The sequence below is a fragment of the Kitasatospora papulosa genome (assembly GCF_000717245.1).
Lineage (GTDB): Bacteria > Actinomycetota > Actinomycetes > Streptomycetales > Streptomycetaceae > Streptomyces > Streptomyces papulosus.
Genome location: NZ_JNYQ01000002.1, coordinates 456,682 through 475,838, shown reverse-complemented (window position 1 = coordinate 475,838; position 19,157 = coordinate 456,682). Strand labels below are relative to the sequence as shown.

Here is a 19,157-nt window from a genome sequence, read left to right as displayed (position 1 = left end):
TTTCAGGCCACTACTCAGGCCGCTACGAGATAGGAAAAGACCGATTCGAGGGACTCGTCGGACGGGGACACGGTCAGCAGCCGGATGCCGTTCTCACGCGCCACCTTCGGCAGCAGTGTGGTGAAGCGGCCGAAGTCGACCGCCTGGATACGCAGGGCCCGCTCCGTCACGTCGACCTCGATCCCCGCGGTCGAGGGGTCCGCGATGAGCGCCGCCGCCAGCGCCCGGTCGTCGCTGGACCGTACGAGGTAGCGGTGCGGCCGGTCCGTCATCAGCCGGCGGATCTTGCGGAAGTCGCCGGACGCGGCGTGCCGGCCCGCCACGATCACCTCGATGTGCGAGGCGAGCTGCTCGACCTCCTCCAGAATGTGGGAGGAGAAGAGCACGGTGCGCCCCTCCGCCCCCATCCGACGCAGCAGGTCCATCAGCTGCATCCGCTGACGCGGGTCCATGCCGTTGAACGGCTCGTCCAGCAGCAGCACCGACGGGTCGTGCACCAGGGCGGACGCCATCTTCACGCGCTGGCGCATGCCCTTGCTGTACGTGGAGATCTTGCGGTCCTGCGCGTACTCCATCTCGACCGTGGCCAGCGCCTTCGCCGCTGCCGCGTCGCCCAGTCCGTGCAGCTCCGCGTTGGCGACGACGAATTCGCGGCCGGTCAGGAAGTCGTACATGCCCTCACGCTCGGGCACGATCCCGATGGCCTTGTAGACCGACTCGTTGCGCCAGATCTGCGTGCCGTCGAGCGTCACCTTGCCGGTGGACGGCGCGAGGAAGCCGGCCATCATGTTGATCAGCGTGGACTTGCCGGCTCCGTTGGGGCCGAGCAGCCCCGTGACCCCGGGCCCCACGGACATGCTGACGTCGTTGACGGCGACCACGTTGCCGAACCAGCGCGAGGTGTGGTCGATCTCGATGGTGGTCACAGCCCGACCCTCCGGTAGCGGCGCATCAGTACGGCGTACGAGCCGGCGACGAGCGCGAGGACAACGATCAGATACACCACGCCCGCCGCGGCTCCGGGGCCCTCGCCGCCGGGGAAGGCGGACGCGGCGCCGAGGAAGGCGGTCTGCACCCCGTCGATCAGGGTGATCGGGGAGAACAGGCCCAGCCAGGTGATGGCGTCGGCCGAGCTGGTCTGCCAGGCGATCGCCTGGACCGTGGAGACCGCGCCGTAGGTGATGGTCATGACCGCGATCACCGCGGCGACCCCGAAGCCCCGGCGGGGTGTCAGGGCGGCGACGACCAGGCCCAGCCCGGCGAACAGCACGGAGAGCAGTGCCACCGAGACCATCCCCTGCCCGAAGCCCTTGGTCTGGTCGGCGAAGTCGAACTTCGCGAGCAGTGAACCCACGTAGAGGATGACGAGGGGCAGCCCGGTGAGGATGAGCAGGGCCGACGCCATGGCGGCGTACTTGGCCACGACGTAGTCGGCTCGCTCGATCGGCCGCGAGAAGTACAACGGCACGCTCTTGAAACGCAGGTCCCGGGACACGGACTGCGGCGCCTGGGAGGCGATGAAGAGCCCGATCACGGCCTGCAGGTAGATCGCGAAGTCCGTGTACTTGATCGGGAGCTTCGTCATGTTGGGCGTGGCGATGGCGACCGCTACGAGGATCAGTGCCACCAGGCACATCACGCCGCACAGAAGCATCGGCAGCACCTTGGACTTCGCGGACCTCCCCAGTCCGAACGAGCCCCTCAGGGACTGCGAGTAGAGGGAGCGGCGGGCGTAGGAACGGCCCAGCCGGACCCCGTCGTAGGAGCGGTATCCGATGTTGTGGATGCGGGAGGAGTCGCTCCCGGCCACGGTCCCTGTCTCAGTGCTCATGGTGACCGCTCCCCTTCTGCTGTCCGACGCCGGCGGTGGCGGCCGGGGCCGCACGGTGCGCCTCTCCGGCGCGGAAGACCTCGGCGATCCGGTGGCGACGCTGTTCCATCCGGATGAGGCCCAGTCCGAGCCCGGCGACACTGTCGCGGACCAGGTCGTAGGTCTCCTCGCCCGTCGCCTCGACCAGGAGGATGTGGCCCGCTCCCGGCAGCCCCTCGGCGTCGAGTCCGTCGTGGCCGACGAACGTGATCCCGGCCTCGGTGAGGACCTTGCGCAGGGCGTCCGTACCGTCCGGATGGTCGTCGCTGTCGGTCACCTCGACCGCCAGGGTCGTGGTGACCGAGGTGAAGTCGCTGGTCGAGCTGGACCGCAGCAGTGATCCACCGTCGATGACGACGACGTGGTCGCAGGTCCGCTCCAGCTCCCCCAGGAGGTGGGAGGTGACCAGCACCGAGATGCCGAAATCGGTGTGGACGCGGCGGATCAGACCGAGCATCTCGTCGCGGCCCACGGGGTCCAGACCGTTGGTCGGCTCGTCGAGGAGGACCAGCTTCGGGTCGTGGACCAGGGCCTGGGCCAGCTTCACACGCTGCTTCATGCCGGTCGAGTAACCGCCGATGGGGCGGTAGCGCTCCTCGTACAGACCGACGTGGCGCAGGGTGTCCGCGGTGCGTTCACGCGCGGCGGTGGGCGGCAGCCCGGACATCCTCGCCATGTGGACGACGAACTCGGTCGCGGAGACGTCGGGAGGGAGGCAGTCGTGCTCGGGCATGTACCCGACCCGCTCCCTGATCGCGGCGCCCTCGGTGGCCACGTCGAGCCCGAGCACCGCGGCCCGGCCTTCGGTGGCGGGGGACAGACCCAGCAGGATCTTGATCAGTGTGGACTTGCCGGCCCCGTTGGAACCCACCAGGCCGGTCACGCCCGGTCCGATGTCCAAGGAGAGCCGGTCAAGCGCGGTCACCCTCGGGAACCGCTTGCTCAGGCTTTCGGTTGCGATCACAGTCACGTCGTCGACGGTAGTGGCGCGTACCACAGGAGTCGTCAGACCAGGCGGCTGGATCGGCGTCCGACTCCAGGCGTACGGACCCGTAGGGGGACCCCACGAGGAAGGAGGCGGTGCTCCGTGTGCCGGCTCGGTACCGGGGCAGGTTCGGATGATCCCTTGACGCGACCGTCCCGCGGTTGCCACATTCGGCGGTGTCACGTTACGGACGCGTACCGCGACGCCGGCACAGGGACGAGGAGGCGGCGTGGATCTGCCAAGCGCGCGTGAGCGCTGGGTGCGAACGGGTGGGATCGAGCTGTGTGTCGCCGAGTTGGGTGACTCCGCGCAGCCGACGATCGTGCTGGTGCACGGCTATCCGGACAGCAAGGAGGTCTGGTCCGAGGTCGCCCGGCGACTGGCGGACCACTGGCACGTGGTCCTCTACGACGTGCGGGGCCACGGCAGGTCGACGGCCCCCGAGCCGCTGCGCGGTGGTTTCACACTCGAGAAGCTGACCGACGACTTCCTGGCCGTGGTGGACGCCGTGAGCCCGGACCGGCCGGTCCACGTGGTCGGCCACGACTGGGGTTCGGTCCAGTCCTGGGAGTTCGCCACGGTGGAACGGACCAAGGGCCGCATCGCCTCGTTCACATCGATGTCCGGCCCGTCCCTCGACCACTTCGGGCACTGGATCCAGCAGCGGACCTCCCGGCCGAGCCCCCGCCGGGTGGGGCAACTGCTCGGCCAGGGCGCCAAGTCCTGGTACGTGTACGCGCTGCACACGCCCGTTCTCCCGGAGATGGCCTGGCGCGGACCGCTCGGCAGGCAGTGGCCGCGCATCCTGCGGCGGATGGAGAAGGTGCCCGCGGACGGATACCCGACGGCGTCACTCCCGCAGGACGCGGCGCACGGGGCCTGGCTCTACCGGGACAACATCCGGACCCGGCTGCGCCGACCGCGCCCGGACGCCCACGCGCACGTACCGGTACAGCTGATCACTCCGACCGGTGACGCCTTCCTCTCCCCGTCGCTCCACGACGAACTGGAGACCTGGGTGCCCCGGTTGGTGCGGCGCACGTTGCCCGCGAAGCACTGGGTCCCGCGCACCAGGCCGGATCAGCTGTCGTCCTGGATCGGCGAGTTCGTCGCCGCCTGCGAGGCCGGCGGCCCCGGTGATCCCGAGATCACGGATGCGCCGGCACCGGCGGCCGCCCGTGGTGCTCATGCGGACCGTTTCGGGGGCCAGTTGGTGCTGGTGACGGGAGCCGCTTCGGGGATCGGGCGCGCCACGGCGCTGTCGTTCGCACGGGCCGGGGCCCGCGTGGTGGCCGTGGACCGGGACGCCGAGGGCGTGGCCCGGACCGCGGAGACCGCCCGCCTGGCCGGCGCGCCTGCCGCATGGGCCGAAACGGTCGACGTCGGGGACGAACAGGCCATGGAGGAACTCGCGGAGAGGGTCGCCGCCGAATGCGGTGTCGTGGACGTCCTGGTGAACAACGCGGGTATCGGCCTCTCGGGTTCCTTCCTCGACACGACGAGCGAGGACTGGCGGAACGTACTCGACGTCAATCTGTGGGGCGTCATCCACGGCTGCCGAATCTTCGGCAGGCAGATGGCCGACCGCGGGCAGGGGGGCCACATCGTCAACATCGCCTCGGCCGCCGCCTATCAGCCGTCACGTGCGCTGCCCGCGTACAGCACCTCCAAGGCGGCGGTGCTGATGCTCAGCGAGTGCCTGCGCGCGGAACTGGCCGAGCGGTCGATCGGGGTCAGTGCGGTGTGCCCGGGGTTCGTCGCCACGGGCATCACCGGGACGGCGCGCTTCACCGGCACCGACGCGGCCGAGCAACAGCGTCTCCGGAAGCGGACGACTCGGCTGTACTCCCTCCGCAACTACCCGCCGGAGAAGGTGGCCCGCGCGATTCTCGACGCCGTGGTGCACAACAGGGCCGTGGTACCGGTGACACCGGAGGCCCGCGGCGCTCGGCTGCTGGCGCGGATCAGTCCACGGATGGTGCGGGCCGTCGCACGGGTGAAGCCACCACTGTGACGGGCGGGAGGGGTTGGTCCCGGTCATGCTTCAACCCCACCTGGATCGTGCTGAGTAGCTGACCCGACGACGTCCGCCCGAGCAAGTCGGCTGCTACACAGTCACCTTGGGCATGTCCACTGTTTGCGGCGGCAGTTGCTCAACCCCTGGACACTTGCGGCTGATTGTTCACGGACATTCTGGTGCATACCTTCCATGTCGGTCATTGCGTACGCCAGTTGCCCAACGCCCCCAAAAACCATGCGGGTTGTCCACAGATTCATCAAACGGCCTGTGGATAAGTTGAGTTGGTTGTGGATCAAACCTGACGGGATCAAAAAGACCGTCTCCCCCGGATGAAATCCAGGTGCACCAGGAGACGCGGCGCGGGCACTCTGGCGAGATGGACGAAAGACGCACCGTCAAGGTGTCCAAGTACCTGTCGAAGCATCTCCGGCATGAACCCGGCCGGATCGGAATCAGCCTCGACGCACAGGGCTGGGTACCCGTCGAGGAACTGCTGCGGGCCTGTGCCCGCCACGGCTTCGCCCTCACGCGGGACGAACTCGACCACGTGGTGGCGGCCAACGACAAGCAGCGCTTCGCCGTGGAAGGCGATCGCATCCGGGCCAACCAGGGCCACTCCGTCACCGTGGATCTCGGCCTGCCGACGGCGGAACCGCCCGCGTACCTCTACCACGGGACCGTGGCGGAGGCGCTGGAGACCATCCGCACCGAAGGGCTCCGGCCCATGAACCGGCACCATGTCCATCTCTCCCCCGACCGTGGGACCGCGGTCCGTGTCGGAGCCCGGCGCGGAGCCCCCGTCGTCCTCCCGGTGGACTCGGGAGCCATGCACCGGGCCGGCCACTCCTTCCACGTCACCGCCAACGGGGTCTGGCTCACCGACCACGTGCCGCCGCTCTACCTGCGTCTGCGGGAATGACGCGTGCGGCGGATCAGTGCTTCATACCGCCGAGTCCCTCGCGCAGGTCGTCGAGGTTCATGACGGGCTGCAGAGCGATCGTGGACTTCGCGTGGAACAGCGGCTCCAGGGTCGGTGGCATCTGGGCCGAGTCCTGCATGTCGAACACCATGAGGCAGGTGCGCCGGCCGTTCTGGACGGTGAAGTAGGCCGCTTCGGGGTCGAGCTGGTCGACGACCTCCTCGATCACCTTGGCCATGGTTCCCTCGGCCACCGACCGGTTCGCCGTCTCGGTGTCCATCTGTGCGGTGAGCAGCATCCTCATGACGAGTCATTCCTTCCGGCGTACCGAGCCCGGCGCCGTGCGCACGTAGGGACGGAGCCGACCGGGCTCCCTTCCAGCGTCGTCCCGGCTCCCGCCTCCGGCAACCACTGCCGCCCGTCCGCGGAGGCGTTCCTCCCCCGCACCCCGGCGCCCGGTGGCCGACAAAGGCCCCGGTGGACCGCCGTAGAGTCGTGACCATGACCTCCTCCCGTCGACTGAGCACCGTGATCCTGCCCATCCACCGCTGGAACCAGGGCGGCCGACCGCTGTGGGTACGCGCCGAGGAGCTGGGGTTCCACGCGGCCTACACCTACGACCACCTGGCGTGGCGGACGTTCCGCGACGGCCCCTGGTTCGGAGCCGTACCGACCCTGACGGCCGCCGCCTCGGCCACCGAGAGGCTGCGTCTGGGCACGCTCGTGACCTCGCCCAACTTCCGGCACCCGGTGACGCTCGCGAAGGAACTCATCACCCTGGACGACGTGTCCGACGGCCGGGTCACCCTCGGGATCGGAGCCGGCGGGAACGGCTTCGACGCCACCACACTGCGGGGGAGCGCCGAGGAGCCGTGGACCCCCCGTGAACGTGCCGACCACTTCGAGGAGTTCGTCCCGCTGCTCGACCAGCTGCTCCGGGAGCCGACCGTCACGCAGGAAGGGCGGTTCTACAGCGCGAACGAGGCCCGGAACATCCCCGGCTGCGTGCAGCGTCCCCGGCTGCCCTTCGGGGTCGCCGCGACCGGCCCGCGCGGGATGCGGCTGGCGGCGCGGTACGGGCAGGCCTGGGTGACGACGGGTGACCCGAAACTGTTCGAGTCCGGGACGCCCGACCAGTCCGTGGAAGCCGTCCGCGGTCAGATCGCACGGCTGGGCGCGGCCTGCGAGGAAGCCGGTCGCGACGTCTCCGAACTGGACAAGGTCCTGCTCACCGGGTTCACACCCGGCAGCCCCCTGGAGTCGTTCGACGCCTTCGTGGACTTCGCGGGAACGCACTTCGAGCTCGGCTTCACCGAGATCGTCGTCCACTGGCCGGTGCCGGACTCCGTGTTCGAGCTGGACACCCCCCTGTTCGAGCGGATCGCCACCGAGGCCCTGGCCCAGTTCGGCTGACCGCGCGCGTCCCCGCCTCCGCGTGGGGCGGGGACGCCGTCACAGCCTCCGACCGGGTACGTCCGCCCGTACCAGCCTTCGGCATATGCCGGAGTCAGGTACCGCAGCTCATGGGCTCACCCACTCAGATGTGCGCCCCTCTGCACGCCCGTGCGACTCCGTACGGGAGAATGGCCGGGTGACCTCAGCTATCGACTCGCCTCTGCCTGCCGTGACCCGGCTGATCGCCACCGATCTGGACGGCACCCTCCTACGCGACGACAAGACCCTGTCGGACCGCACGACGGCCGCACTGGCCGCCGCGGAAGAGGCGGGAATCGAGGTCTTCTTCGTCACCGGCAGGCCGGCCCGCTGGATGGACGTCGTCAGCCCCCATGTGCAGCGTCACGGCATGGCGATCTGCGCGAACGGGGCAGCGGTCGCCGATCTCCACGACGGCACGCTCCTCCGGGCGTATCCGCTGGACCGCGCTGTCGCCCTGGCCGTGGTCGACACCCTGCGCGAGGCGGCTCCCGGAGTCTCCTTCGCCGTCGAGCTGGCCACCGGCATCCATTACGAACCGGCCTACCCGCCGTTCCACATGGACCCGGGTGCCACGGTCGCCGTCGCGGAGAAGCTGCTCCACGAGGAGGTTCCGGGCACCGGGACGCCGGTCCTGAAGGTCCTCGCCCACCACCCCGAACTCGCTCCGGACGCCTTCCTCTCGCTGGCCCGTGACCTCGCGGGGGACCGTGCGTCCTTCACCCGGTCCAGCCCCACCGCGCTGCTGGAGATCAGCGGCCCCGGAGTCTCCAAGGCCGCCACGCTCGCCGCCTGCTGCGCGGAGCGCGGAATCTCACCGGACGAGGTGGTGGCGTTCGGAGACATGCCCAACGACGTCGAGATGCTGAGCTGGGCCGGTGCGTCGTTCGCCATGGGCAACGCCCATCCGGCCGCCGTGGCCGCGGCGTCCGGGGTGACCCTCACGAACGACGAGGACGGTGTCGCGGTCGTGATCGAGCGGATCCTCGCCGCGCGCTGAGATCACCCGCGGGGCGGCCCGCCGGTGCCGTCCCGGGCATCGGCCGCCGTGTGTCAGAGCGGCACCTCCCAGGTCACCGTCGTGCCGCCGCTGCCCTCCCCGGCTCCCGGCCCGAACCAGCTCGCGCCGCCGAGGGACTCCGCCCGCCGCGCGAGGTTGCGCAACCCACTTCGCCGTCCGCCTTCCTGGATCCCGACCCCGTCGTCGGCCACCGTCAGCCGTACCGCGTCCCGCCCGTCCGGCAGCACCGCGGTCGCGTCCACCGTCACCTCGGCCCTCGACGCCCTCGCGTGACGGAACACGTTGGACAGCGCCTCGCGCAGCGCCGCGACGAGGTTCTTGCCGGCGAGCTCCCCCACGAGCGAGTCGACCGGCCCCAGAAACCGGTGCGCGGGCATGAAACCCAGGGGGACCGCGGCCATGTTGATCTCCCGCAGCACCCTGGTCCGCAGCCCCGACGGAGCCTCCGCAGGCTCCTGCTGCAACGCGAAGATGGCGGTCCGGATCTCCTGGATGGTCACGTCCAGCTCGTCGACGGCCCGTCCGATGCCGGCCTGCACCGCGGGGACCGTAGAGCGCCGCTGAGCGCCCTCCAGCATGATTCCGGTGGCGAACAGACGCTGGATGACGAGGTCGTGCAGGTCCCGGGCGATCCGGTCGCGGTCCTCGTAGACGGCGAGCCGCTCACGGTCCCGCTGGGCCTCGGCCAGTTTCAGGGCGAGTGCGGCCTGCGCGGCGAAATGGGTGGCCAGCGTCCGCTCGGCCCGGGTGAACGGCCGGCCGCCCCGGATCCGCGGGATGGACAGGGCTCCGAGCACCCGGCCTCCGCTGCGCAAGGGGAGCAGCATGTGCGGGCCGTACTGATCGGCCAGCCTGGTGATCAGCCGGGGGTCGGTCGCCGAGTCGTCCAGGAACACCTCCTCGCCTCGCAGCAGCGCGGCGACCACGGGGCTCTGCGGCGGGATGATCACGCCGAGGGAGGCGGACGGTGTGTCCCCGGCGACGGCCACGATCTCCAGGCCGCCCTGAGCGGCCGGGAGCAGCACGATGCCGACCTCGGCGTCGGCGAGACGGCGCGCCTGTTCGGCGACGACGGCGAGAGCCTCGTCGGCGTCCCCTCCCGAGAGGAGGGCGGTGGTGACGGCCACCGAACCGTCGATCCACTGCTCACGCCTGCGGGCCGCCTCGTACATCCGCGCGTGCCCGATGGCGATCCCGGCCTCCGTGGCCAGCACGCGCAGCATGTGCAGTTCGCCGTCGCCGAACGCGTTCCCGCCCTGTTTCTCCGCGACGTAGAGATTGCCGAAGGTCCGGCCCTGGTCCTGGACCGGGACCCCGAGGAAGGTACGCATCGTCGGGTGGCCCGCCGGGAAACCGGCGAAGCGCGGGTCCGTCCTCAGATCCTCCAGGCGGATGGGCACACCTTCCTGGATCAGTGCGCCGAGGAGCCCGGTGTGCCCGTCGGGCGGTCGGCCGATCGCCCGGGCGGCCTCCTCCGACACCCCGTGGGTGATGAAGTCGCAGAGGTCCTCACCGGGCGTCTCGACGACACCGATGGCCGCGTAACGGGCGTGGGCGAGTTCGGCGGCGGCCTCACAGATGCATGCGAGGGCGGCGTGGAGCTCGAGGCCCGTACCCACGGACCTCGTTGCCTCCAGCAGCCGCGGCAGTCGTGCGGTCAGCTCCGCGGAGAGCCCTCGCGGACCTCCGACGGTCTGCCGCGCGGATCCGGACGAGTCCTTCGGGTCGGGCTCGGGCATGACCCGAGCGTAATAAGCCCCCGATGGTACGGAAAGTCGGAATCCCGGGACCGGCTGTCCCTCAGCCCCGTACGGACACCGCCTGCCTCCGTCCCGCCGCGGCGGGCATCGGTTCCTGCTCTCGTCGGAGCATCCGGCGGAACGGACCGTCCTGCGCGGCCAGGGCGTCGTACGGCCCCTGCTGCACCAGCCGGCCCCCGTCCAGCACCAGAACCTCGTCCACCGCGTCGAGCCCGGCCAGCCTATGGGTGATCAGCACGGTCGTACGTCCCTCGGTCGCGGCCAGCAGGTCGGCGGTCAGCGCGTCGGCCGTCTCCAGGTCGAGGTGCTCCGCGGGCTCGTCGAGCACGAGCACGGGGAAGTCGGCCAGGAGCGCGCGGGCCAGTGCCAGCCGCTGTCGCTGACCGCCGGACAGCCGGGCCCCGTGTTCGCCCACCAGTGTGTCCAGACCGTCGGGCAGGGACAGCGTCCAGTCCAGCAGCCTGGCCGCGGCGAGGGCGTCCCGCAGCCGGTCATCGGTCGCACCGGGCCGGGCGAGCCGCAGATTCTCACGGATGGAGCTGTCGAAGACGTGCGCGTCCTGGGCGCACAGTCCGACGAAGGTCCGGACCGTGTCGCCGTCCAGCGCGGAGGCCTCCGTGCCGCCGAGACGGTACGTCCCCTCCCGGGCGTCCAGGAAGCGGAGCAGGACCTGGGCGAGTGTGGTCTTCCCGGAACCCGACGGGCCCACGACGGCGACCCGCTTGCCGGGGCCCAGTGTCAGATCGAGCGCGTGCAGCGCGTCCCGCTCCGCACCCTCGTACCGGGCGGACAGCCCGCGTACGTCGAGCGGGAAGGGGGAAGCGGGCACGTCGGCCGGCGTGGCCGGTTCCTCGACCTGCACGGGGGCGTCCAGCACCTCGAAGACCCGCTCCGCGCTCCGCTCGACCCGCTGCCGGTACTGCACCGCGAGCGGCAGTCCCGTCACCGCCTCGAAAGCCGCGAGGGGTGTGAGGACGACCACGGCGAGTTCCACACCCGCCAGGCGTCCGTCCGACACCGCCGGCAGCGCGAAGACCGCCGCGCCCACCACGGTGAGCCCACAGATGAGGGCCGAGAGCCCGCCGCCCAGCGCGGTCGCGGTCGCCGCTCGCGACGCGATCCGGGTGAGCAGGCCGTCGGCCGTGCGCACCTGCTCCCTGCGGGCGGGCAGCGCGCCCGCGACGGTGAGTTCGGCCGTCCCGCCGAGAAGGTCGGCGACCCGGACGGCCAGCGCGGACCGGGCGGGCGCCAGTTGGCGCTCGGCGCGACGGGCGCAGACCCCGCTGAGCCACGGCACACCCACGCCGGCGAGGAGCAGTCCGGCGGCCAGAACCAGGCCCGCCTCCGGCAGCATCCAGCCGGTGAAGGCCACCGCCCCGGTCCCGACGGCCAGCGCGGTGCCGGCGGGCAGCAGCCACCGAAGCCAGTAGTCCTGCAGGGCGTCCACGTCGGAGACCAGCCGGGACAGCAGGTCGCCACGTCGCGTGGCCCGGAGACCGGCGGGCGCGACACGCTCCAGGCCGCGGTACACCGCCACCCGGAGCTCGGCGAGCATCCTGAGCACGGCGTCGTGGGACACCAGCCGCTCCGCGTAGCGGAAGACGGCCCTACCCATGCCGAAGGCCCGGGTCGCGGTCACCGCGACCATCAGGTACAGCACCGGGGGCTGCTCGGAGGCACGCGAGATCAGCCATCCGGAGACAGCCATGAGGCCGACGGACGACCCCACGGCGAGGCTGCCCAGCAGAAGGGCCAGGCCCAGTTTCCCGTGCTGGGAACCGGCGGCCTCCCTGACCCGGGCGAGCACACGGCCACCGGCCCGGGGAGCGGTGTCCTGGAGCAGCGAACGGACCTCCTCGCCCACGGCCGGCTCCCCCGTGTTCCGTCGCGCGTCGCCGTCCCGGACCGCGAAGGCGGTGTCCGGGGAGTCCGGGACACCCGAAGCCGTCGTACCGACCGGCGCCTTCCCCGCCGGCAGCCCGTCCGGGCCCGGTTCGAGGGCCACGACCCGGTCCGCGACCGAGAGGAGTGCCGGCCGGTGGACGACCAGCAGCACGGTGCGGCCCTCGGCCAGCCTCCGTACCGCGTCGACGATGCCCGCCTCAGTCTCGCCGTCCAGACTCGCGGTCGGCTCGTCCAGCAGCAGCAGAGGCCGGTCGGCGAGGAAGGCCCTCGCGAGCGCGAGCCGCTGCCGCTGGCCCGCGGAGAGACCTGCTCCGTCCTCGCCGAGCGGTGTGTCGGCGCCGTCCGGCAGCGCGGCCACGAAGTCGTACGCCCCTGCCTCCCGGAGCGCGGACATGACCGCCGCGTCGTCCGCCTCCGGGCGGGCCAGTCGTACGTTCTCGGCGATCGTTCCGGCGAAGAGGTGCGGCCGCTGAGGCACCCACGCGATCTGCCCGCGCCAGCGTTCCTGGGAGAGAGCGGACAGTTCGGTTCCACCGACCCGCACCCGCCCCTGGTCCGGGACCGTGAAACCCAGCACCACGCTGAGCAGCGTGGACTTACCGACCCCGCTGGGACCCGTCAGGGCGACGGTTTCCCCGGGTTCGACCACGAGGGATGCGGCATCCAGCGAGGGCTCGGTCCGGCCCCGGTGCCGGACCGTCACGCCGTCCAGTTCCAACCGCAGTTGCTGCGGCACGTCCTGGGAGCCACCGGCCACGGGCTCGGTCTCCAGCACCGCGAAGATCTCCTCCGCGGCGGAGAGCCCTTCCGCTGCCGCGTGGTACTGGGCACCTACCTGGCGGATCGGGAGGTAGGCCTCCGGGGCCAGGATGAGAACGACCAGCCCCGTGTACAGGTCGAGCTCCCCGTGGACCAGCCGCATTCCGATCGTCACCGCGACCAGCGCGACGGAGAGAGTAGCCAGCAGCTCCAGCGCGAAGGAGGACAGGAAGGCGATCCGGAGGGTCTTCAGCGTGGCCCGGCGGTACTGCGAGGTGATGCTACGGATCGACTCGGCCTGCGCCTTCGCCCGGCCGAAGACCTTCAGGGTGGGGAGCCCGGCCACCACGTCGAGGAAGTGTCCGGAGAGCCGTGACAGCAGCTTCCACTGGCGGTCCATCCGGGACTGGGTCGCCCATCCGATCAGGATCATGAAGAGCGGAATGAGTGGCAGAGTCACCACGATGATCGCCGCGGAGACCCAGTCCTCGGTGACGATCCGGGCCAGCACGGCCACCGGGACGACGACCGCGAGGCCCAACTGCGGGAGATAGCGGGAGAAGTAGTCGTCGAGAGCGTCGACACCTCGTGTGGCGAGCGCGATGAGCGACCCGGTGCGCTGTCCTCCCAGCCAGTCCGGGCCCAGGTCGGAGGCCCGCTCCATGAGCCGGCCACGCAGCTCGGACTTGACCGCGGCACTCGCCCTGTACGCGGCCAGTTCGGTCAGCCAGGCCACGCCCGCCCTTCCCAGCGCGACAGCGGCGAGCAGGAGCAGCGGCGTGCGGAGTCCGGCGACGGACAGCCCGTCCTCGAACCCGCCCACCACCACTTCGGCGACGAGCATCGCCTGGGCGATGACCAGAGCGGCTCCGACCAGCCCCAGGGCCACCACGGCCGCCAGGAAGAACCGGGTGGCCCGGGCGTACCGGAGGAGACGCGGGTCGATCGGTTTCACGTGAAACAGCTCCCCAGTGAGCTCATGTCATTGACTCGGCCGGTTCAGTGCGCGTCGGCGATGTGGTGCGTGCCGATGCGCTTCCGGAACACCCAGTACGTCCACCCCTGGTACAGCAGCACCACCGGAGTGGCGATGCCCGCGCACCAGGTCATGATCTTGAGGGTGTACGGGCTGGACGATGCGTTGGAGACGGTCAGGCTCCAGGCGTCGTCGAGCGAGGACGGCATGACGTTCGGGAAGAGCGTCAGGAAGAGCATCGCGACGGCTGCGGCGATGGTCACTCCGGAGAACGCGAAGGACCAGCCCTCGCGGCCCGCCGAAACGGCGCCGATGGCCAGGACCAGCGACACCACAGCGATGATCATCGCGACCAGGCTCCGGACGTTGCCGTTCTCCGCCTGGGTCCACACGAGGAAGCCCAGCGCGAGCACCGCGGTGGCCAGGCCCAGCTTCACGGCCAGTCCTCGGGCCCGCGACCTGATGTCGCCGACGGTCTTGAGCCCGGCGAACACCGCCCCGTGGAAGGTGAAGAGCGACAGCGTCACCAGCCCGCCCAGGATGGCGTACGGGTTGAGCAGGTCCCAGAGGTTGCCGACGTACTCCATGTCGGCGTCGATCTTCACGCCGCGGACGATGTTTCCGAAGGCCACACCCCAGAGGAAGGCCGGGATCAGCGAGGTCCAGAAGATCGCGTGCTCCCAGTTGGCCTGCCAGCGCTCCTCGGGCCGCTTCGCCCGGTACTCGAACGCCACCCCGCGCACGATCAGGCAGAGCAGAATGACCAGCAGGGGCAGGTAGAAGCCGGAGAACAGCGTGGCGTACCACTCGGGGAACGCCGCGAAGGTCGCGCCGCCCGCGCTGAGCAGCCACACCTCGTTCCCGTCCCAGACCGGCCCGATCGTGTTGATCAGGACTCGGCGCTCCTTGCGGTCCCGGGCCAGCAGCTTGGTGAGGACCCCGATTCCGAAGTCGAATCCCTCCAGGAAGAAGTAGCCGGTCCACAGGACGGCGATGAGCACGAACCAGACGTCGTGGAGTTCCATCTCTCAGCTCCGCTTGATCTCAGTAGGAGAAGGCCATCGGCCGGTCGGCGTCCTCGTCGTGACCGCCGATCCGGGTGGGCGGGTTGAGGTCGGCTTCGGTGAGCTCCGGCGGACCCGCCTTGACGTACTTCAGGAGGAGCTTGACCTCGATGACGGCGAGCACCGCGTAGAGCGCGGTGAAGCCGATCATGGAGGTGAGGATCTCCCCTTGCGAGACTCCCGGGGAGACGGCGTCCCGGGTCTGGAACACCCCGTACACCACCCAGGGCTGCCGCCCCATCTCGGTGAAGATCCAGCCCCAGGAATTGGCGATCAGGGGGAAGAGCATGGTCCACAGGGCGGTGATCCAGTACAGCTTGGCGAGCTTCGGGCTCAGCGCCTTGTTCCTGAACAGCACCAGCTTCGGCACCTCGTCCTCGCCCGTGCGCAGCGCGGCCGGCAGCAGGAACTTCCGCCGCGTCAGCCACAGCCCGAGCAGACCGAGCCCGAACGACGCCATGCCGAAGCCGATCATCCAGCGGAAGCTCCAGAAGGCGACCGGGATGTTGGGGCGGTAGTCACCGGGCCCGTAGGTCTCCTGCAGCTCCTTGTTGATGTCGTTGATGCCGGGAACGTACGAGGTGAAGGTGTTGTCCGCGAGGAACGAGAGCACTCCGGGTATGGAGACCTCCACGTCGTTGTGCCCCTCGGCGACGTCCCCGACCGCGAAGAGCGAGAAGGGGGCACCGTCCTCGCCCTCCCACAGCGCCTCCGCCGCGGCCATCTTCATCGGCTGCTGCTTGAACATCACCTTGCCGAGGGTGTCTCCGCTGACCGCGGTGAGCATCCCCGCCGCCACCACCGTGACCAGCCCGACCCGCAGTGAGGTGCGCATCACCCGGATGTGCTTCTTGCGGGCCAGGTGGAAGGCGGAGATGCCGACCATGAAGGCGCCGCCGACGAGGAAGGCCGCCGTGATGGTGTGGAAGAACTGGGTGAGCGCGGTGTCCTGGGTGAGCACCTTCCAGAAGTCGGTGAGCTCGGCACGGCCGCGTTCCTCGTTGATCCGGTAGCCGACCGGATGCTGCATCCAGGAGTTGGCGGCCAGGATGAAGAAGGTCGAGAGGATCGTGCCGATGGACACCATCCATATGCAGGCGAGATGGATCTTCTTCGGCAGCTTGTCCCAGCCGAAGATCCACAGCCCGATGAAGGTGGACTCGAAGAAGAAGGCGATCAACGCCTCGAAGGCGAGCGGTGCGCCGAAGACGTCACCGACGAACCGGGAGTAGTCGGACCAGTTCATGCCGAACTGGAACTCCTGGACGATGCCCGTGACCACGCCCATGGCGATGTTGATCAGAAAGAGCTTGCCCCAGAACTTGGTCGCCCTGAGGTACTTCTCGTTGTCCGTGCGCACCCAGGCGGTCTGCAGGCCGGCGGTGAGCGCGGCGAGAGAGATCGTCAGGGGGACGAACAGGAAGTGGTAGACGGTGGTGATGCCGAACTGCCATCGCGCCAGGGTCTCTGGTGCCAGAGCCAGGTCCACGACTCTTCTCCTTACGTCGCCGTGATCACAGCCGCGGGACGCCCGGTCGAACCACCCGATCACGGGAGGAAACGGGGCTCGCTTGTGAACGCGTTCACATTCACAAGCAATTATGGCGCACGTGTTTTCGAAGCCATCGGGTGGGGGGTGGTTTCCGGCCGACCGGGCCGAGCCAGTCGAAACCGGACACCCCCTCCGGACGGATCCGGCGGGCGGAAGGCAGCGGGAACAGCGGTGGCCCCGCACCTCGGCGATCGAGGTGCGGGGCCACCGGGAGGGGCCGCGGGTACGGCCGCGCGGCTACAGCTCCTGCCGGAAGGACTCCGCGACCTTCAGGAACACGTCGTTGGCCTCGGCCTCCCCGATCGTGACCCGCACGCCCTCACCGGCGAAAGGCCGCACGACCACACCGGCGCGCTCGCAGACCCCGGCGAAGTCGAGCGTCCGGTCCCCGAGCCTCAGCCAGACGAAGTTGGCCTGCGACTCCGGGACGGTCCAGCCCTGCCGCACGAGCCCGTCGAACACCCGGGAACGCTCACCGACCAGCGATCCGACCCGCCCCAGCAGCTCGTCCTCGGCGCGCAGGGACGCCACGGCGGCGTCCTGGGCGACCTGGCTGACCCCGAAGGGGACGGCCGTCTTGCGCAGTGCCGCCGCCACGGGCTCGTGCGCCACCGCGAAACCGACCCGCAGACCCGCCAGGCCGTACGCCTTGGAGAAGGTCCGGAGCACCGCGACATTGGGGCGGTCCCGGTAGATCTCGATACCGTCCGGCACGTCGGCGTCGCGGATGAACTCCTTGTACGCCTCGTCGAGCACGACCAGGACGTCGTCCGGGACACGGTCCAGGAACCGCTCCAGCTCCGCCCGGCGCACCACCGTGCCGGTCGGATTGTTCGGGTTGCAGACGAAGATCATCCGCGTCCTGTCGGTCACCGCACCGGCCATGGCGTCGAGATCGTGCACCTCACCGCTGGTCAGCGGCACTTTCACCGAGGTCGCGCCGCTGATCTGCGTGATGATCGGGTACGCCTCGAACGAACGCCAGGCGTAGATGACCTCGTCCCCCGGGCCCGACGTGGCCTGGAGCAGCTGCTGGGCGACACCGACCGAGCCCGTGCCGGTGGCCAGATGGGAGACCGGCACGCCGAACCGGTCGGCCAGCTCGTTCATCAGACCGGTACAGGCCATGTCCGGGTACCTGTTGAAGGCGGCGGCCGCGGAGAGCACGGACTCCATGACACCGGGCAACGGGGGATACGGGTTCTCGTTGGAGGACAGCTTGAAGGCCACCGGTCCGTCCGTGGAAGCCGGCTTGCCCGGCACGTACGCAGGGACGCCGTCCAGCTCGGCACGCAGCTTGGGGCTCGTCTCGCTCACCGCAGGTCCTCCTCGACCATCCGTACACATCAATACTGCTCACCATATGAGGATTGGGCACCTGTGCGAACGGCCCAGGATCCGGAAATCGGCCCCTCCGGACGGGAGCACCGGCCACGCACCGCCGCGGCGGGCGTCCGAGGGCAGCGGGGAGGGGGAGCGTCGCCCGTCATCCCGTGCGCCGGTCGCGCACTCCGTGGCGCGCATCCCTCGAACAGGTGAGTTGAGACCTCTTCGAGACATGGGCCGTTCAGCAGGTACATGCGCGTCGATGCATGACACATTAATCTCGCTCCCATCAACGCCCTTGATTTACAAGGCATTTAAACGTTTATGATCATGCAGAAACGTGCCTGTCGACATGCGCATATGCGACCGGCCCAACCCGGCATCGGCCCCCTACTATCGGCTCGCCATGACAGCAGCAGGGAAGCACCAGGTGAGCCGGACAGAGACGCCCCGGCGCAGCGGCCGACAGGCACGGGCGGGGATCCGGGATGTGGCCGCGGCGGCCGGAGTCTCCATCACGACCGTTTCCGACGCGCTCAACGGCAAGGGCAGGCTCCCGGACGCCACCCGCCGGCATGTCCGCGAGGTCGCCGAGCGGCTGGGCTACCGCCCGTCCGCGGCGGCCCGGACACTCCGCACCGGCAAGTCGGGGCTCATCGGCCTGACCGTGACCACGTACGGGGATGAACCTTTCACCTTCACCGAGTTCGCGTACTTCGCGGAGATGGCGAGAGCCGCCACCTCGGCGGCGCTCGCCCGCGGCTACGCCCTCGTGATCCTTCCCGCCACGTCACGCCACGACGTCTGGTCGAACGTGGCACTCGACGGCACGGTCGTCATCGACCCCTCCGACCAGGACCCGGTCGTCACCGAACTCGTGCGCCAGGGCCTGCCCGTCGTCTCCGACGGACGCCCGGCGGGCACCCTGCCGGTCACCGCCTGGGTCGACAACGATCACCGGGCAGCCGTACTCGACCTGCTGGACCATCTCGCGGCAGCGGGAGCCCGCCGCATCGGCCTGCTGACCGGTACGACCACCGACACGTACACCCGGCTCTCCACCACCGCCTACCTCCACTGGTGCGAGCGGGTCGGCCAGGACCCCGTCTACGAGTCCTACCCGGCACACGACCCCTGCGCCGGAGCCGTGGCCGCCGATCGCCTGCTGGCCCGCCCGGACCGCCCTGACGCCGTCTACGGGCTCTTCGACCCCAACGGCACGGATCTGCTCGCCGCGGCCCGCCGCTACGGCCTGCGGGTCCCTGAGGACCTCCTGCTCGTCTGCTGCAGCGAGTCCACCGTGTACGCGTCGACCGAACCCCCCATCACCACGCTCTCGCTGAAGCCCCGCAGGATCGGCACAGCGGTCGTCCAGCTCCTCATCGACGCCATCGAAGGGGTCGAACACGACGGCCCTGTGGAGCAGGTGATACCGACGGAGCTCATCATCCGCACGTCCTCGCAACGGCGGCCGCCGCGCACCACGGTCAGCGCTCCGCGATCTCCCGCCGGGGACTGATCGTATTAATCCGGACCAAACGGCCGATGAACCAGGTGTGCGCACGG

Annotated in this window: 14 protein-coding genes; 5 read left to right on the top strand and 9 right to left on the bottom strand. The window is 70.0% G+C overall.

Features of this window, described 5'->3' with window-relative positions:
• Positions 1 to 14 precede the first annotated feature (14 nt).
• Genes IA22_RS0107605 through IA22_RS0107595 form a run of 3 tightly spaced genes read right to left on the bottom strand, consistent with a single transcriptional unit; the run spans position 15 to position 2,840 of the window.
• The gene (locus IA22_RS0107605; RefSeq protein ID WP_014155164.1) at positions 15 to 926 is read right to left on the bottom strand and encodes an ABC transporter ATP-binding protein; all 912 of its coding nucleotides are present in this window, start codon (positions 924 to 926) and stop codon (positions 15 to 17) included.
• The gene (locus IA22_RS0107600) at positions 923 to 1,831 is read right to left on the bottom strand and encodes an ABC transporter permease (protein ID WP_014155165.1); all 909 of its coding nucleotides are present in this window, start codon (positions 1,829 to 1,831) and stop codon (positions 923 to 925) included. The genes IA22_RS0107605 and IA22_RS0107600 overlap by 4 nt, the downstream gene beginning before the upstream one ends.
• The gene (locus IA22_RS0107595; protein WP_234318855.1) at positions 1,821 to 2,840 is read right to left on the bottom strand and encodes an ABC transporter ATP-binding protein; all 1,020 of its coding nucleotides are present in this window, start codon (positions 2,838 to 2,840) and stop codon (positions 1,821 to 1,823) included. Before IA22_RS0107595 ends, IA22_RS0107600 begins: the two co-directional genes overlap by 11 nt.
• A gap of 244 nt (positions 2,841 to 3,084) precedes the next feature.
• Between IA22_RS0107595 and IA22_RS0107590 the strand changes: the two genes are divergently transcribed.
• Positions 3,085 to 4,869 (top strand): SDR family oxidoreductase, encoded by a 1,785-nt coding sequence (locus tag IA22_RS0107590; protein WP_030123090.1) that lies wholly within the window; start codon positions 3,085 to 3,087, stop codon positions 4,867 to 4,869.
• Positions 4,870 to 5,251: 382 nt separating this feature from the next.
• Positions 5,252 to 5,794, top strand: coding sequence for an RNA 2'-phosphotransferase (locus IA22_RS0107585; RefSeq protein ID WP_030123089.1), 543 nt, complete (start codon positions 5,252 to 5,254; stop codon positions 5,792 to 5,794).
• Between the two features lie 13 nt (positions 5,795 to 5,807).
• Here the strand turns inward: IA22_RS0107585 and IA22_RS0107580 are convergent, their stop codons facing one another.
• A complete protein-coding gene (locus IA22_RS0107580; RefSeq protein ID WP_015577944.1) occupies positions 5,808 to 6,098 on the bottom strand; it encodes a hypothetical protein in 291 nt (96 codons plus the stop codon).
• Between the two features lie 197 nt (positions 6,099 to 6,295).
• Between IA22_RS0107580 and IA22_RS0107575 the strand changes: the two genes are divergently transcribed.
• Positions 6,296 to 7,207: an LLM class flavin-dependent oxidoreductase gene (locus tag IA22_RS0107575; RefSeq protein ID WP_030123088.1), complete on the top strand. Its 912-nt coding sequence runs from the start codon at positions 6,296 to 6,298 to the stop codon at positions 7,205 to 7,207.
• A gap of 178 nt (positions 7,208 to 7,385) precedes the next feature.
• Positions 7,386 to 8,228, top strand: coding sequence for a Cof-type HAD-IIB family hydrolase (locus IA22_RS0107570; protein WP_030123087.1), 843 nt, complete (start codon positions 7,386 to 7,388; stop codon positions 8,226 to 8,228).
• Between the two features lie 53 nt (positions 8,229 to 8,281).
• Here the strand turns inward: IA22_RS0107570 and IA22_RS0107565 are convergent, their stop codons facing one another.
• The 5 genes from IA22_RS0107565 to hisC all read right to left on the bottom strand — a co-directional run bounded on the left by IA22_RS0107565 (position 8,282) and on the right by hisC (position 17,582).
• Positions 8,282 to 9,988: a sensor histidine kinase gene (locus IA22_RS0107565; RefSeq protein ID WP_030123086.1), complete on the bottom strand. Its 1,707-nt coding sequence runs from the start codon at positions 9,986 to 9,988 to the stop codon at positions 8,282 to 8,284.
• A gap of 61 nt (positions 9,989 to 10,049) precedes the next feature.
• A complete protein-coding gene (gene cydD / locus IA22_RS0107560; protein ID WP_030123085.1) occupies positions 10,050 to 13,628 on the bottom strand; it encodes a thiol reductant ABC exporter subunit CydD in 3,579 nt (1,192 codons plus the stop codon).
• A gap of 44 nt (positions 13,629 to 13,672) precedes the next feature.
• Positions 13,673 to 14,674, bottom strand: coding sequence for a cytochrome d ubiquinol oxidase subunit II (cydB, locus tag IA22_RS0107555; RefSeq protein ID WP_014155174.1), 1,002 nt, complete (start codon positions 14,672 to 14,674; stop codon positions 13,673 to 13,675).
• 19 nt (positions 14,675 to 14,693) lie between these two features.
• Positions 14,694 to 16,202 carry a cytochrome ubiquinol oxidase subunit I gene (locus tag IA22_RS0107550; protein WP_014155175.1) on the bottom strand — a complete coding sequence of 503 codons (1,509 nt, stop codon included), beginning with the start codon at positions 16,200 to 16,202 and terminating at the stop codon, positions 14,694 to 14,696.
• Between the two features lie 300 nt (positions 16,203 to 16,502).
• Complete coding sequence (gene hisC, locus IA22_RS0107545; protein ID WP_014155176.1) at positions 16,503 to 17,582, bottom strand: histidinol-phosphate transaminase; 1,080 nt, start codon at positions 17,580 to 17,582, stop codon at positions 16,503 to 16,505.
• 415 nt (positions 17,583 to 17,997) lie between these two features.
• Between hisC and IA22_RS0107535 the strand changes: the two genes are divergently transcribed.
• Positions 17,998 to 19,110, top strand: a complete 1,113-nt coding sequence (locus tag IA22_RS0107535; protein ID WP_078468330.1) for a LacI family DNA-binding transcriptional regulator — start codon at positions 17,998 to 18,000, stop codon at positions 19,108 to 19,110.
• The last annotated feature ends 47 nt before the right edge of the window (positions 19,111 to 19,157 follow it).

Coding starts and splice junctions, on each gene's coding strand:
- IA22_RS0107600 (WP_014155165.1), bottom strand. CDS start 1,831: ATGAGCACTGAGACAGGGACCGTGGCCGGGAGCGACTCCTCCCGCATC.
- IA22_RS0107585 (WP_030123089.1), top strand. CDS start 5,252: ATGGACGAAAGACGCACCGTCAAGGTGTCCAAGTACCTGTCGAAGCAT.
- IA22_RS0107580 (WP_015577944.1), bottom strand. CDS start 6,098: ATGAGGATGCTGCTCACCGCACAGATGGACACCGAGACGGCGAACCGG.
- IA22_RS0107575 (WP_030123088.1), top strand. CDS start 6,296: ATGACCTCCTCCCGTCGACTGAGCACCGTGATCCTGCCCATCCACCGC.
- IA22_RS0107565 (WP_030123086.1), bottom strand. CDS start 9,988: ATGCCCGAGCCCGACCCGAAGGACTCGTCCGGATCCGCGCGGCAGACC.
- cydB (WP_014155174.1), bottom strand. CDS start 14,674: ATGGAACTCCACGACGTCTGGTTCGTGCTCATCGCCGTCCTGTGGACC.
- IA22_RS0107535 (WP_078468330.1), top strand. CDS start 17,998: ATGACAGCAGCAGGGAAGCACCAGGTGAGCCGGACAGAGACGCCCCGG.